Origin of the sequence: Halobellus salinus, assembly GCF_014646875.1 — an archaeon.
GTDB lineage: Archaea > Halobacteriota > Halobacteria > Halobacteriales > Haloferacaceae > Haloquadratum > Haloquadratum salinum.
In genome coordinates this window covers 16,000-30,074 of the sequence record NZ_BMOC01000023.1, presented here as the reverse complement: position 1 = coordinate 30,074, position 14,075 = coordinate 16,000, and the positions used below count along the sequence as shown (strand labels likewise).

18 protein-coding genes and 2 pseudogenes are annotated in these 14,075 nt (G+C 67.8%); 12 read left to right on the top strand and 8 right to left on the bottom strand.

The window, feature by feature from the left end:
* Positions 1–125, bottom strand: a pseudogene (locus tag IEX72_RS13715) (IS630 family transposase); the annotation flags it as partial.
* 472 nt (positions 126–597) lie between these two features.
* Here IEX72_RS13715 and IEX72_RS13710 point away from each other — a divergent pair.
* Both IEX72_RS13710 and IEX72_RS13705 read left to right on the top strand, forming a co-directional pair.
* Positions 598–768, top strand: coding sequence for a hypothetical protein (locus IEX72_RS13710; protein WP_188788304.1), 171 nt, complete (start codon positions 598–600; stop codon positions 766–768).
* A gap of 60 nt (positions 769–828) precedes the next feature.
* Entirely contained in the window at positions 829–1,008 is a 180-nt protein-coding gene (locus tag IEX72_RS13705) for a hypothetical protein (RefSeq protein ID WP_188788302.1), read from the top strand.
* Positions 1,009–1,024: 16 nt separating this feature from the next.
* Here the strand turns inward: IEX72_RS13705 and IEX72_RS13700 are convergent, their stop codons facing one another.
* The 5 genes from IEX72_RS13700 to IEX72_RS13680 all read right to left on the bottom strand — a co-directional run bounded on the left by IEX72_RS13700 (position 1,025) and on the right by IEX72_RS13680 (position 4,203).
* The gene (locus IEX72_RS13700) at positions 1,025–1,324 is read right to left on the bottom strand and encodes a hypothetical protein (protein WP_188788300.1); all 300 of its coding nucleotides are present in this window, start codon (positions 1,322–1,324) and stop codon (positions 1,025–1,027) included.
* A 14-nt stretch (positions 1,325–1,338) separates the two neighbouring features.
* The gene (locus tag IEX72_RS13695; RefSeq protein ID WP_188788298.1) at positions 1,339–1,719 is read right to left on the bottom strand and encodes a DUF5811 family protein; all 381 of its coding nucleotides are present in this window, start codon (positions 1,717–1,719) and stop codon (positions 1,339–1,341) included.
* 99 nt (positions 1,720–1,818) lie between these two features.
* Entirely contained in the window at positions 1,819–2,289 is a 471-nt protein-coding gene (locus tag IEX72_RS13690) for a pyruvoyl-dependent arginine decarboxylase (protein WP_188788296.1), read from the bottom strand.
* A gap of 106 nt (positions 2,290–2,395) precedes the next feature.
* The gene (pan2, locus tag IEX72_RS13685) at positions 2,396–3,625 is read right to left on the bottom strand and encodes a proteasome-activating nucleotidase Pan2 (protein WP_188788294.1); all 1,230 of its coding nucleotides are present in this window, start codon (positions 3,623–3,625) and stop codon (positions 2,396–2,398) included.
* A gap of 86 nt (positions 3,626–3,711) precedes the next feature.
* Positions 3,712–4,203 carry a deoxyuridine 5'-triphosphate nucleotidohydrolase gene (locus IEX72_RS13680; RefSeq protein ID WP_188788292.1) on the bottom strand — a complete coding sequence of 164 codons (492 nt, stop codon included), beginning with the start codon at positions 4,201–4,203 and terminating at the stop codon, positions 3,712–3,714.
* 202 nt (positions 4,204–4,405) lie between these two features.
* On the opposite strand from IEX72_RS13680, the gene IEX72_RS13675 reads away from it, so the two are divergent.
* The 9 genes and pseudogenes from IEX72_RS13675 (at position 4,406) to IEX72_RS13635 (ending at position 11,809) form a co-directional block, all read left to right on the top strand.
* Positions 4,406–6,382, top strand: a complete 1,977-nt coding sequence (locus IEX72_RS13675; protein ID WP_188788290.1) for an aconitate hydratase — start codon at positions 4,406–4,408, stop codon at positions 6,380–6,382.
* Positions 6,383–6,599: 217 nt separating this feature from the next.
* Positions 6,600–7,049: a GNAT family N-acetyltransferase gene (locus tag IEX72_RS13670; RefSeq protein ID WP_229663850.1), complete on the top strand. Its 450-nt coding sequence runs from the start codon at positions 6,600–6,602 to the stop codon at positions 7,047–7,049.
* A 61-nt stretch (positions 7,050–7,110) separates the two neighbouring features.
* Positions 7,111–7,581: a DUF5810 domain-containing protein gene (locus tag IEX72_RS13665; protein ID WP_188788288.1), complete on the top strand. Its 471-nt coding sequence runs from the start codon at positions 7,111–7,113 to the stop codon at positions 7,579–7,581.
* Between the two features lie 82 nt (positions 7,582–7,663).
* On the top strand, positions 7,664–7,810 hold the full coding sequence (locus IEX72_RS13660) for a hypothetical protein (protein WP_188788286.1): 147 nt from the start codon (positions 7,664–7,666) through the stop codon (positions 7,808–7,810).
* 59 nt (positions 7,811–7,869) lie between these two features.
* Positions 7,870–8,337: pseudogene (locus IEX72_RS13655) on the top strand (DUF5809 family protein); the annotation flags it as partial.
* A gap of 200 nt (positions 8,338–8,537) precedes the next feature.
* Positions 8,538–9,101 (top strand): NUDIX hydrolase, encoded by a 564-nt coding sequence (locus IEX72_RS13650; RefSeq protein ID WP_188788281.1) that lies wholly within the window; start codon positions 8,538–8,540, stop codon positions 9,099–9,101.
* A gap of 54 nt (positions 9,102–9,155) precedes the next feature.
* Positions 9,156–9,776 carry a GTP-binding protein EngB gene (gene engB, locus IEX72_RS13645; protein WP_188788279.1) on the top strand — a complete coding sequence of 207 codons (621 nt, stop codon included), beginning with the start codon at positions 9,156–9,158 and terminating at the stop codon, positions 9,774–9,776.
* Between the two features lie 277 nt (positions 9,777–10,053).
* The gene (locus IEX72_RS13640; protein ID WP_188788277.1) at positions 10,054–10,806 is read left to right on the top strand and encodes a coenzyme F420-0:L-glutamate ligase; all 753 of its coding nucleotides are present in this window, start codon (positions 10,054–10,056) and stop codon (positions 10,804–10,806) included.
* Entirely contained in the window at positions 10,799–11,809 is a 1,011-nt protein-coding gene (locus IEX72_RS13635) for a 5,10-methylenetetrahydromethanopterin reductase (protein WP_188788275.1), read from the top strand. The genes IEX72_RS13640 and IEX72_RS13635 overlap by 8 nt, the downstream gene beginning before the upstream one ends.
* Before the next feature lie 35 nt (positions 11,810–11,844).
* Here the strand turns inward: IEX72_RS13635 and IEX72_RS13630 are convergent, their stop codons facing one another.
* Both IEX72_RS13630 and IEX72_RS15595 read right to left on the bottom strand, forming a co-directional pair.
* The gene (locus IEX72_RS13630; RefSeq protein WP_188788273.1) at positions 11,845–12,090 is read right to left on the bottom strand and encodes a hypothetical protein; all 246 of its coding nucleotides are present in this window, start codon (positions 12,088–12,090) and stop codon (positions 11,845–11,847) included.
* 127 nt (positions 12,091–12,217) lie between these two features.
* The gene (locus IEX72_RS15595; RefSeq protein WP_188788310.1) at positions 12,218–12,517 is read right to left on the bottom strand and encodes a hypothetical protein; all 300 of its coding nucleotides are present in this window, start codon (positions 12,515–12,517) and stop codon (positions 12,218–12,220) included.
* Between the two features lie 425 nt (positions 12,518–12,942).
* Between IEX72_RS15595 and IEX72_RS13620 the strand changes: the two genes are divergently transcribed.
* Positions 12,943–14,064 carry a tRNA (guanine(26)-N(2))-dimethyltransferase gene (locus tag IEX72_RS13620; protein WP_188788271.1) on the top strand — a complete coding sequence of 374 codons (1,122 nt, stop codon included), beginning with the start codon at positions 12,943–12,945 and terminating at the stop codon, positions 14,062–14,064.
* The last annotated feature ends 11 nt before the right edge of the window (positions 14,065–14,075 follow it).

The following is a 14,075-nucleotide window of genomic DNA, read 5'->3' as shown; positions in this document are numbered from 1 at the left end:
TCCGTCTGTGTGACGCCGTTTTTGTGCGCGATCGCAGCCAGCAACCGTTGAGTCGGCTTGTTTCCGTCGACGTTGGCAAGCGCGTCTTGGAGTTCTTCGACGGAGATCTCGTCGAGATGGTCCATTAGCTACTGTACGACTTTCTGTGCTGAAAGTTCTAACGACTACTATAAAACAAGCTCAAATCAGCGTGCACTGAGTGCACGGCGATTTCAATTTGTTTAAGCTGCTTCAGTGAGCTATGTGAACCTTTCTATGACACGCTCGATCTTGGTTACCCGTGTTCAGTAACCCCCGACTGCCGAGATCACCGCCCGACTCACTCCTTACCTCGATCTTCTGAGTATAGATTCGGGTCGACAGCGTCTGAAACGTCTGTTTGGAACTTGGTGGACTTATGGGTAAGAGACAGTGCTTTAGCGCGGGGATGAATCCGACAATTGATGACGCAATCCACTGACGATGTTCATCTGAGTTTGAAACGGGAGTTTTAGGTAGGATTCAACCATACTCTGTGATGATGGTCTTCCCCACCCACGTCACGACGGTTTCACCGCCGTTGACGTCGACCCCGACGGCGCGTGGCGGAGCGTGATCGTGTCGGGGGCGCCCGATCGGATCACCCCAGAACGCTGGGGCGTCGCTCGCAAGGCGATGCTCGGCAACGCCTACCAATCGGATCTGCTCGCCGAGCACGAACTCCAGGAGAACCCCCACGTGTGGGTGCTCGGCGTTCGGGAGCGGTCCGGCCGCGCCGTCGGGCAGTAGCACGGACAGCCCGAGTCGACGTCACGGAGTGTTTTCACCCATGCTTCCGTCGTCGGTAGTATGGTCTCCCGCGAGAACGCGGTCATCCTGACGTTCGGCACCGTCGCGCTCCTCCTTGGGTACGGCGGGTTGTGGCTCACCGACCTCGGCACGACCCCCCTGATCGGAATCATCCTGTTTGTCGGCGTCGTGGCGCCGACGACCGTGAACCGCTACCTCGACAGCGAGGGGTCCGGCTGAGCCAGTCGGCCCGCGGTCAGAACTGCGGATCGTACCCCTCGCAGTGCTCGCGCAGGAACAGGTGGCGCTCGGTGGCGATCCGCTTCCGAACCGCCGTGTCGTTGGTTCGAGCCCGGTACATCCGCGAGATGTGCTCGGCGTGCGCCCGCGTTGACCCGGCCGGGATCGGGTAGGTGTTGGTGACGTGGTCGATGACGCCGACGAACTGCTGCTCGTCGGTGGCGTCGGCGTCGGCAGACTCCTGACGCCGGATGAGGTCGATCGCCGCTGCCTCCAGTTCTTCGAGGTCGTCTTCGAGTGCCTCGGAGCACGCCATTCCCGACCGTGTGTCTACCGCGCGGTCGGCGTCAACCCGTCGCCGACGGTGTTCATCACCTGGAGCGCGGCGGAGGCGGCAAGTCCGCGGGCCACCTCGTCGCGGTCCTCGTCGGTCAGTCCGGATTCGAGGTCCTCCTCGTCGGGTGTAAAGCCCGCGCTGACCGGACGACCCGCCGGCGGGCGAACCGCGACGGTCGCTTGGGGGCCGTTGGTGCCGTAGGAGAGTTCCGACCCGACGGCGTACCCCTCCGGGAGGTACGTTTGGGTCCGGGAGACGATACCGGCAACGGCGGTCCGGAGTTCCCGTACCTGCGCCGCAGAGAGGTCGACCTCGTCCGGGCGGCCCGCGTCGACGACGCCAGGGGCGCCTGCGTATGGGTTGTTCCCATTCATAAAGTAAGACAACGTGGATACGAGCACAGCCCAGATAAAGCCGTCGGCAGTGTCACGCGCATCGGCGTGGTAGACGGGAGACGCCGCCGGCACCCTGTCTCAGAGGATCGATTCGGCCTCGCCGTAAACCGCGACCACGACCGCTGTGGTGTACCCCCCGCCGTCGGCGTCGGCGGTAACGACCGCGACCGTCTCGTCGTCGAACGTCCACTCGCGGAGGCCCCGCCCAGTTTCGAGCCCGGCCTCGACGCGGCGGCGGACCGCCGCGGGGTCTTCGCCCGCGACCTCGTAGAACAGCCCCGGTCCGGGCCCCGTTGCCCATCCCAATCCCGCCGAGACGGTCCCGACGCCGCCAGTGGTCGCCCGCGCTTCCACGACCGTGAGTCGGCCGCCCGCCGGCCCCAGGTCCGAGGCCGTTTTCACGTCCTTGACGGTCGCCGCCGCGGGGATCACCGAAGAGACGGAAACCAGATTGTAGTTGTGGATGTTGGCGGCGGCGAGGGCGGCGTCGTAGGAGGCCATCCGCGTCTCGGCACGGCCGACCCCGCGGACGACCCTGATGGTGTTCATACCTGGGGAAGCCGGCGCGGGGAATAAGCGGTTACGGATCCGGCGGCGCGGGGAATAAGCGGTTACGGATCCGGCGGCGCGGCTCGAACGGGCGACCCGAGGCTGCTCAGTACTGGTAGGGGGTATGTCCCGGAATCGTTGTCTGTTCTTCGGCGTCCTCGATTTTCGCGTAGGCGTCGTCGAAGTCCCGGCGGCGGACCTCAGCGCGACCGTCGCGGATCGCGAACATCCCCGCTTCGGTCGCCAAGGCAGCGATGTCGGCGCCGGAGTACTCCTCGAGTGTCGACCCCAGGCCGGCGAAGTTGACGTCGCTCGCGACGTTCATGTCGCGGGTGTGGATCTCGAGGATCTGCTCTCGGCCTTCGAGGTCCGGCTTCGGGACTTTGATGAGTCGGTCGAACCGGCCGGGCCGGAGGATCGCCTCGTCGAGCATGTCGAATCGGTTGGTCGCGGCCATAATCCGGATGTCGCCGCGGTCGTCGAAGCCGTCCATCTCCGAGAGCAGTTGCATCATCGTACGCTGGACTTCGGCGTCGCCGGACGTCTTCGAGTCCGTCCGCTTGGAGGCGACGGCGTCGATCTCGTCGATGAAGATGACCGCGGGTTCGCGCTCGGCCGCGAGCTCGAAGAGGTCTCGGACCAGCCGGGATCCCTCGCCGATGAACTTCCGGACGAGTTCCGACCCCGCCATCTTGATGAACGTCGCGTCGGTCTCGTTTGCGACCGCCTTCGCCAGCATCGTCTTGCCGGTTCCGGGCGGCCCGTACAGCAGTACGCCCGAGGGCGGGTCGACACCGACCGTCTCGAACAGCTCGGGGTTTGTGAGTGGCTCCTCAACGGCCTCCCGGACCTCCCGGACCTGGTCGTCGATCCCGCCGATATCCCCGTAGGAGACCGACGGCGACGCGTCGATCTCCATGGCTTGCGCCCGGGCGTCGGTCTCGTCGTCGAGCAGTTGTTGGATCGCGAAAGAGTCGTTGATCGCGACCCGGTCACCCGCGTCGAGTTCGTCATCGAGGTGCGGCGACACCTCGGTCAGTACCTCCTGGTTGTTGCCGTGTTGTTTGATCACGACGCCGTCGTCGGTCAGCTCCTCGACGGTCGCGAGGTAGAGCGAGGAGGTTTTCAGCGTCTCGTTGCGCCGCTTCAGCTGTTCGAGCTCCTCCTGAAGCTCGCTGCGGCGGTCGGTGGCCTCCAAGAGGCGGTCGTCGAGCTCATCGTTGACCGCGACGAGCCGCTCGTAATGCTGGCGGATCGCCGACAGACGTTCGGCGTCGGACATTTCCGGATCGATATCGAGGCGCGGACGATCCGGTATGGACGGGCTCCGAGACATCGGTTGATGCAGATTAGACTCGGGCGTACATGTGCCTTTGGGTAGCCCCGGTTGCTTGTGAGGATCGGCTCGCTGCGCTCCCGTCGTCACTCACGCTCGTCACGCGGTGCACCCGCCCCGGTCCGCTCGCCCTGATATGAGCCGTCGTACACGCCGTTGTGTGCCGCCTCCGCGAGCACGAACTGCGCGACGCGCGCCCCGCGCTCGATCCGGATCGGGTGATGCACCTGGAGGAGCCCCTCGCCGCGACCCTCGTAGCCGGCGTCCCACACCGCGGTGTTGAGCATACACGAGTTCCGTAGTAGCGTCGATCGGGGGTACAGGAATCCGACGTGGTTCTCGGGGACCGCGATCGTTTCGGCGTACTGGACGATATACCCGCCCGGGTCCAGCCCGAAAACGTCGTTATCGGTCGCGACCGGCTCCCGCGATCCCACGGTCTTTCCGTCGGTGCCGACGCGCCCCGGTTCGACCTGTTCGAGAATCTTCGCGGCGGTGAGGTCGACGCCGTTGGGTTGGACCTGCTCGTCGGCAAGATCCGAAAGACACGACGCGACGTACGAGCCCGAGCGGAACATACCCCCAGGCGTGAGCGGGGAGTAAAAGCCGTTCCGGACCGCGGCGGGAAGCGTGCTCGGCGACCCGGTGTCGACGCGGTCGGCGTTGAGACCGGCGGCCCTCACGGGCGATAAGGGTACGTGTGAGTACGTGACTAAGGCACATATTCTTGCCCTCAAACACACGGGATTTATACTTGTAGACGGTCGATTACGGGGCGCTATGGGACAGACACTCACCGAAAAGATTCTCGACGATCACCTGGTAGAGGGTGAACTCGAACCCGGCGAGGAGATCGGGATCGAGATCGATCAGGTCCTCACCCAGGACACTACCGGAACCATGGTCTGGCTCCAGTTCGAGGCGCTCGACCTCGATGAAGTACAGACCGAACTCGCAGCGCAGTACTGCGACCACCAGACCTACCAGTTCGACTTCAAGAACACCGACGACCACCGGTTCCTCCGTTCTGCGGCCGGCACCTACGGCGCGTACTTCTCCCGGCCGGGCAACGGCATCTGTCACAACGTCCACAAGGAGAACTTCGCCGCGCCCGGCAAGACGCTGCTCGGGTCGGACTCCCACACCCCGACGCCCGGCGGGCTCGGCCAGTTCGCCATCGGTGCGGGCGGGCTCGACATCTCGGTCGCCATGGGCGGCGGCGCCTACTACGTCGAGATGCCCGAGGTCGTCAACGTCCGACTCGAGGGTGAACTCCCCGAGTGGAGTACGGCAAAAGACGTCATCCTCGAGATGCTGCGCCGGCTCACGGTGAAAGGTGGCGTCGGCAAGGTCTTCGAGTACACCGGCCCCGGCGTCGAGACGCTCTCCGTTCCCGAGCGGACCACGATCACGAATATGGGCACGGAGCTCGGCGCGACCTCCTCGATTTTCCCGACCGACGGGAAGACCCGCGACTACCTCGCCCGACAGGGCCGTGCCGACGAGTACGTCGAGCTCTCGCCCGACGAGGACGCCGAGTACGCCGACGAGATCGTGGTCGATCTCTCGGAGATCGAGCCGCTCGTCGCTGCGCCGTCCATGCCGGACAACGTCGTTCCAGTCCGTGAGGTCGCGGGCGAATCGGTGGATCAGGTCATCGTTGGGTCGTGTACCAACGGCGGCTACGAGGACATCCTCCCGGCCGCGAAGATGCTCGAGGGCCGCGAGATCGACATGAAGACCGAGATGGTCGTCGCGCCGGGGTCGAAGCAGGCCTCCGAACTCTTGGCCCGCGAGGGCTGGACCGCGGAGATGATGGCGGCGGGCGTCAACTTTTCCGAGGCGACCTGCGGGGCGTGTATCGGTATCGGCCACGTGCCCGCCTCCGACTCGGTCTCGCTGCGGACGTTCAACCGCAACTTCGAGGGTCGCTCCGGGATCGAAGACGACTCCGTCTACCTCTGCTCGCCGGAGGTCGCCGCGGCCTCGGCGATCGCGGGCGAACTCGTCGACCCGCGGGACCTCGCCGGCGAACTCGGCGAGTTGGAGCCCCCGGGGCTCGAACTCCCCGACCAGTACGACGGGTCGAAAACGGACATCATCGAGCCCGAGGAGTCCGTCGACGACGGGTTGGTGAAGGGCCCGAACATCGGCGCAGCGCCCATCGGCGAGCCGCTCGACGCCGATATCGAGGGGTCGGTGCTCCTCAAAATGACGGACAACATCACCACCGACCACATCATCCCCGCCACCTCCGATATCCTTATGTACCGCTCGAACATCGAGAAGCTCTCGGAGTTCACGCTCTCGCGCGTTGACGACACGTTCGCACAGCGCGCGCTGGACTCGAACGGCGGCGTCCTCGTCGCCGGCGAGAACTACGGCCAGGGCTCCTCCCGGGAGCACGCCGCGATGTGCCCGCAGTTCCTCGGGATCGAGGCGGTGCTGGCGCAGTCGTTCGCCCGCATCCACAAGGCGAACCTGTTCAACTTCGGAATCCTCCCGCTCGCGATCGATGACGACACCTACGAGCGGATCGAGCAGGGCGACGACGTGGAGGTCGTGACCGACGTCGCGCCAGCGATCGCAGCCGGCGAAACCGAGTTCACGGTCCGCGTGAACGACGACTGGGAGGCCACCGCGGAACTCGACGCCTCCGAGCGCGAGCGCCGGATTCTCGAAGCCGGCGGCAAGCTCCGGCTCACCAAAGAGCAGTACAGCGAGGGTGGCGGCGGCGCCGCGCCCGCCGACGACTGATCGACAGTCCGGGCTCCGGTATCGGATTTTTTCGACGCGAGGTCGGGAGCGGCCGCGCTGTCGTTCGGGCGGTCGCCGTCGCCCCCGGCCCGTCCCGCGAGCCGGCGGATTTTTGCCGGCCACCGTCAAAATACCGGGTGTGATCGACCCGTCCGGCGACTGCGACCGACGCGAGTCCGGCCCTGACGCCGGCGACGGCCACCCTGCCGGATCCGACGTGGCGGTCCGTCCTGCCGGCCGTGCGGACCTGCTCGACGTTCTCCGGATCGAGCGGGAGTCGTTTGCGGAGCCGTGGCCCTACGCCGCGTTCGAGTCGCTCGTGGACGCCCCGGCGTTTCTCGTCGCGGTCACTGGGACGGACGACAACCGGCCGATCCTCGGGTACGTCGTCGGCGACGTGACGCCGAATCACGGCCGCGACATCGGCCACATCAAGGACCTCGCGGTCCGCACCGACGCCCGCGGTGCGGGGATCGGGCGGCGGCTCCTCCGGGAGGCGCTCGTGGAACTGTCGCTGTCGGGCGCGGTGGTCGCAAAGCTCGAAGTTCGGGAGGGCAACGACGCCGCGCGGTCGCTGTACCGCGCGGAGGGGTTCGAGCCGACCCGGCGGGTGCCGCGGTACTACGGTGACGGCGAGGACGCACTGCTCCTCGTGACAGACCTCTGACGCACAGGTCCGAACGGACCGGACCCACACGCCCTTGTGTCGCGGCGACCTACCGTGGCGTATGGGCTTTGCGTGTCCCGTCTGTGAGATCCCCCACCAGGACGCGACGCACCTCGCGAACCACCTGGCGTTCACCGCGATGACCCACGCCGACGACCACGAGGCGTGGCTCGACGACCACGTCCCGGAGTGGTCGGAGTACGGCGAGACCGACCTCGCAAGCGAGGTGGGAGACCTGGCACCGGAGGCCGAGTACGACCAACTGTTCGAGGATACCGTCGGCGGCCGCGGCGGCGCTATGGGCACCACCCACGATCACGGCAGTCCCCGCGGCGAGGCGCCCGCGGGCGTCGACCCGAAAACAGCGGCCATAGCGGGGCAGGGCGGCCTCGACGACGCGGCTCGTGCGGTGCTCGAGGAGGCACGCGGGTTGACCGCGGAGATGCTCGGCGGGGGCGAAACGCCGGGAGCGCGCGAGGAAGCGGACGCCGACGGGGACGACCCCGACCCCGACCCCGACCCCGACGAGTGACCACAGCAGCCCGGTGTCCGGTCGGGCGGCGCGGTCGGAAGACCGCGATACGCCCTTTAGGTCTGCGGCCATAAACACAAGTATGCCTGTGTGCCCTGGTTGCGGTGACGACACCACGAAGCGGATGGCGATCATCAACCCCTCGGACCTCAGAGAGGAGCGAGACTACTGTCTCACCTGCGAGAAGTACGTCGACGACGACGCGCGGCCGCCGGAAGCCCGAGACTGAGCCGGCCCGGGAGCCTCGGAAGCCGAAGGCGTTTGTGCGTGACCCGCCGAGGAACGCGTATGGACACCGAAGGAAGCCTCTCGCCCGCGTCCGTCGGCGACGCCAGAGCCGCGTTCGACGCCGTCGGACCCACCGCGAAACAGGTGGTCCGCGAAGCCGCGAAGGCCATGGAGTTCGACCGCGAGGAGTACCGCGACCGGGTGACCGCACCGGTGGTCGAGCGCGCCAGGAACGTCCTGTTCGCCGACCGGTTGGCCGTCACCGTTGGCACCCGCGCGGAGTTCAACAGGTGGGTCGACGACAGCCCCAACTACGAGGTTACGCTGTTCGGGAGCGACGACGTCGACCGGGTGGTCTGGCACGCCGCGCCGTTCGCCGACGAGGTCGTCGCCGCGACGTTCCAGAGCGAGCGCGACGCCGCGGTCGGGACGCTCCGGCGGCAGGCGTTCAGCCGGATTTACCGCCCGCGGTTCGCAGAGGACGAAGCGGCGGGGCCACCGGACGCCCCAGGTCGCGACAGCGCCGACGGAAGCCGAAACGACAGCGCCGACGGAAGCCGAAACGACAGCGCCGACGGAAGCCGAAACGACAGCGCCGACGGAAGCCGAAGCGACAGCGCCGACGGAAGCCGAAGCGACAGCGCCGACGGAAGCCGAAGCGACAGCGCCGACGGAGGCGACCCCGAGAGGGACCACCGTTAAGCCCCGACGACCCGGATATCCACGCGATGAGCGAGGACGGACGCAGACACGACGACCTGGCGGCTCCCGAGTGGCCGGTGGTGGAGTCGGAACTCGAGTACGAGACGGGGTGGTTCACCGGCGGTTACGACCTGGTGGAACAGCCCGACGGGACGACCAAACGCTACTACTGGGCGGAACTCGCGACCGCGGTGGTCGTTGTCGCGGTCCAGGACGGCTCGGTGGTGTTCGTCGAGCAGTACCGGCCAACGGTCCGAGAGACGCAGTTCGAGCTCCCCGCGGGGGTCGTCGAGCGCGGGGAGTCGTTCACCGCGGCCGCAGAACGGGAACTCGGAGAAGAGACCGGGTTCGCCGCGGGCAGCACCGCGCTCCTGCAGGAGTTCTGGGTCGCGACCGGGCTCCTCCGGCACCGACGCGGGTTCGTGTTCGCCACCGACCTCAAACCCGTTGAACCCGACCTCGACGACAACGAGTTCCTGTCGGTGCGGTCGGTTCCGGTGGACGAGGCACTCGACGTCGCGCGCTCACAGCCCACCAACGACGCAACGCTCGAGGGGGTCCTGCTGGCTCGCGAGGAGGGACTGGTGTGAGGATCGATCCGTCCGAACGTCACTGTTAACCAGCGTGCCGGCTTTCACTCGGGTATGTTCGAAGATCGCCCGGACCGCGAGGAGGTGGTGCTCGTCGGCCGGTCGAATGTCGGGAAATCCACGATTATGCGGGCGTTGACGGGTCACTCGAAGATCACCACCGGCCGGAAGCCCGGCGTCACGCGGTCGCCGAACCACTTCGATTGGGTCGCGGAGAAGTTTATGTTCACCGACCTCCCCGGGTTCGGGTTCATGTCCGGTGTCGAGAAGCAGCGCCGCGAGCAGATCAAAACCGACGTGGTCCGGTATATCGAGGACAACGCCGACGACATCCTCGCGGGCGTGCTCGTCGTCGACGGCAAAGCCGCAGTCGACATCATCGACCGCCATTCCGGCCCCGACGAGGTCCCCCACGACGTGGAGCTATTCGAGTTCCTGTGGGACCTCGACATCCCCACGATCGTCGCGGTCAACAAGATGGACAAGGTCGACGACCGCGACGACCGGCTCGACGCGCTCTGTGACCGGCTGGGGCTCTACCCGCCGTGGCAGCAGTGGCGCGAGACGATCGCTCCCATCAGCGCGAAGCGCGGCGACATCGGGGCGCTGGACGAGGCGCTCGGGGCCACATTCACCGACCAGAAGCGCGATGACCTCCTGAAGTTCGTGAGTTGATCGGGGCTCCGGGCTGAACCCCTCTCGGATATCGAAGGGTGGCTCGGTGAGAAGGTGTCATCACACGGGGCTGAGTGGGGGTAACCCTCGTCATCGCCACCAGGTTCAGGTGGTCGCTCGGGCGTGAAGAATCCCCCGTTCGGCCGCGATGTCGGCGTGACGTGCCGCGTCAACGCCGACCTCGCCCGCGTTGTCGGCGTGTGCGTCGGTCGGCTCCGATACCGGACACGATGGCCAGCACCTGTCCGCTTTTTTGTCGCCACCGCCACCGGTAAATATGGAACTGTTCGCTGTCCCGGACCTGCCCGAAGTGCGGCCGGGCGACGACGTGGCCTCGCTGATACGCGACCGCACCGACCTCCGCGACGGCGACGTGGTGTGTATCGCCTCCACGATCGTTTCGAAGGCCGAGGGGCGAAGCACCGACTTGGCGTCGTTCCCGGCCGGCCCGCGGGCGCGGGAACTCGCCGAATCGCTCGCCGAACACACCGCCGGGGAACCCGACCCTCGGTTCGTCCAAGCCGTGTTAGAAGAGAGCGTGGACGTCCTGATGGAGGCGCCGTTCCTCTTGACGGAGACCCGCTTCGGCCACGTGGGGGTCAACGCCGGTATCGACCGGTCGAACGTCCCCGACGGCGACATCCTGTTGCTCCCGGAGCACCCGGCAGAGAGCGCGGCGGGGCTCCGTGAGTCGCTCCCCGCCGACCGAGTCGTCGTCACCGACACCTGCGGCCGGCCGTTCCGACACGGCCAGCGTGGCGTCGCGATCGGGTGGGCCGGCCTCGAACCGAGTCGGGACTGGCGCGGCGAGACCGACCGCGACGGCCGCGAACTCGGAGTCACCGTCGAGAACGTCGTAGACGAACTTGCCGCCGCGGCCAACCTCGTGGCCGGGGAGGGCGACGACGGAACACCCGCGGTCGTGGTCCGGGATTTCGAGTGGGGCGACCACGCTGGCAGCAACGACCACTTCCGGGAGATCGGGACCGACTACGTCCGGCAGGCGATCAGGGGGTGGTCGTATGCGTGACGGCGCCGACACGACCCCGACGCTCGGAGTCGAACTGACTCCCGATGACCCGATCCCCGAGATCGTTGACCGCGGGGTCGCCGCCGAGGACGCGGGCTACGACGTCGCGTTCGTGTCGTGTCACTACAACAACCGCGACCCGTTCGCGACGCTCGCGCGGCTGGCGGGCGAGACCGATCGGATCCGGCTGGGTCCGGGGGTAGCGAACCCCTACGAGCTGCACCCCGTGACACTGGCCGGCAAGACCGCGACGGTCGCGGCACTCTCCGGGGGGCGGGCCGCCTTCGGGATCGGGCCGGGCGACCCCTCGACGCTCCGGAACCTCGGGCTCGCGGACGAGCGCGGGCTCCGGTCGGTGCTGGAGGCGTTCAAAGTCGCACAGGACCTCTGGGACGGCGACCGGGTCACCCACGAGGGCTCTTTCGAGGCCCGGGAGGCGGGGTTGAACTTCGATGTCCCCGGTTCGGTCCCGGTCTACGTCGGCGGCGAGGGGCCGCACATGTGCCGGATGGCCGGGAAACACGCCGACGGCCTGCTGTTCAACGGCTCCCACCCCGACGACCTGGCGTGGGCGCGCGACCGGGTCGAGGAGGGTCGCGAGGACCGCCCGGACCACCGGGGGCGGTTCGACCTGCTGGCGTACGCGAGCGTCAGCATCGACACCGACGCGGAGGCGGCCCGGGAGGCCGCCCGGCCGCCGGTGGCGTTCATCGTCGCCGGCGCGGCGCCACCCGTACTGGACAGACACGGAATCGACCACGCGGCCGCGGAGGCTATCGGCGACCACATCGCCGCGGGGGAGTTCACCGAGGCGTTCAACCGGGTTACCGGAGGCATGATCGACGGGTTCTCCGTGGCCGGGACACCCGAGACCGCGACCGACCGGATGGCCGCGCTACGGGAGCACACCGACGGGATTGTGATCGGGTCGCCGCTGGGGCCGGACCCCGAAGCGGCGATCGGGCTGGCGGCCGACGCCTGGCGGGAGAGCGCGCCGGAGTAGCCCGGCGTTCGCGGACCTCTCGCCACAACGGGGCGCTACCGCGTCGGCTCTTCGGCCCCGGAGTCGGGAGCGCTGGCGCCCGACCCGGTGAGTTGGTTCAACACGGCGCCGACAACGAGGTAGCCGAACCCGGCGACCGCGGCGGTTGTGAGTCCGCCACCCACCAGAAACGAGAGCGCGGTGAGCGGATCGACCCCCAACAGCACCTCGAGCAGGAAGATCCGAACGAGATCGAACACGCTGACGACCAGTTGGACGACGAAGTCGACGACAGTGACCATACCGGTCGTTGGTCGGCATCGTATTTGTGTGTACGGGACCGGCGGGACGGTGTAGTCAGGAGTGGACTGGGTGGGAACGGCGTGGAGGTGACCTCAGACGTCGCCGCGGCTGCGGAAGAGACGGCCGCTACAGGAACTCCCGGACCTCGGAGTACCACATCTCGTGGTGGTCGACCTCCCCGATCCGCTCGGCGATCGCGACCGCAAGCACGTGCCAGCACCGGTCGTTCGGGTTCTCGGGGTCGAGGTTGTAGGCGGTGTCCTTGCAGGTACACCCCCCGTCTTCGACGACGTACTCGTCCTCGTGGCCGACCACGACGGTGAAGTCCTGGTACTGCTTCACACGCCCCTCGGAGACCGCCTCGATCGCGCGCCCGCCCCGGTCGTCGTGGAGTGCGAGCATCGACTCCACGGCACCGGGGGTCAACTCCCCGGCGTCGGCGAGTGAACGAAGCCACGCGGTCTCGGCGTCGCTCCCGGTGTCGGTCGGGACCGCGTAGTCTGTCGCGGTCGGTGCGTCGTCGGTCGTGTCAGCCTCCGGCTCGGAGGGGGGTACGGCGGCGTCGGCGTCCGAATTCGAGGCGGCGGCGTCGGCGTCCGAATCCAGGATACCGGTGTCGGTGTCCGGGTCCGGGTCCGGGGTGTCGGCGGGGTCGCTGCCGGGGGCGGGTTGTGGGTCGCGCTCGTGGCTCGCCTCTCTCTCGGACCCCTCCTCCGGCCCGTTGTCGTCGGCCGGGTCGCCGTCGCCGTGACTCACGCCCGCCGGTTGCCCCGGCGCGGACAAAACCCCACCGGTGGAGCGGGCCGCCGCCGCACCGCATCGCTTTTCGCCGCGGAACGCCCGGCGGGCGTATGAACGTTCGCGAGGGCGAAGTCAAGGTCGCGGTCCCCGACGCCCGCGACGGCGCGTCCGAGGGTGCTGGCGACGACGTGTTCTACAACCCGACCCAGGAACTCAACCGCGATGTCACCGTTGCGGCGTTGGACGCCTACACCGAGCGGGAGCCGCGGGCGAGCACGTACCTCGACGCGATGGCTGCCAGCGGTATTCGGGGGGTCCGCGCCGCGGCCGCGGGCTTCGACGTGACCTGCGCCGACGTGGATCCCGACGCGGTCGCGCTCGCGCGTGAGAACCTGGATCGGAACGGCCTCGACGGCGCGACGGTCGAGCGCGACGTCAACGCCCTTCTCTACGAGTCGGAGACCGTCTTCGACGTCGTCGACCTCGACCCGTTCGGGACGCCGATCCCCTTCGCTGACGCCGCGTTCGCCAACGCCCGCAGCCTGGTGTGTGTCACCGCCACCGACACCGCCCCGCTGTGCGGCGCCCACCAGCGCTCCGGGATCCGGACCTACACCACGCTCCCGCAGAACACCGAGTACCACCCCGAGATGGGGCTGCGCGTCCTGCTTTCCGCGCTGACCCGCACTGCCGCCCGGTACGACACTGCCGCGGTCCCGATTCTCTCGCACGTCACCCGCCACTACGCCCGGACGTACCTCCAACTCGACGCGCGGGCGACGAGCGCAGACGACCTTCTCGGAGGCCTGGGCTACGTCCACCACTGCGAGGACTGCCTCCGCCGGACCCACGAACGCGACCTGATCGCGCATCCGCCCGAAACCTGCGACGCCTGCGGCGGCCCCCGAATCCTGACCGCCGGCCCCATCTACCTCGGGGCGGTCGCCGACCCCGAGTTCGTCCGCACGACCCGCGAGCACGTCACCGACGACATGGGTGAGGCAGCCCGCGCCCGCCGGTTGCTGACCACCGTCGCAACCGAACTCGACACGCCGACCCACTACGACCAACATCGGCTCTGCAAGCAGTGGGGCCGGTCGGCCGTTGGGATGGACGAGTTCGTCGACGCGCTTCGGGACGCGGGGTACGACGCGACCCGCGCCCACTACTCCGGGACCGCGTTCAAAACGGACGCCGCGGTCACCGAAATACGGGACGCGACCGAGGAGTGACGGGGAAAGCG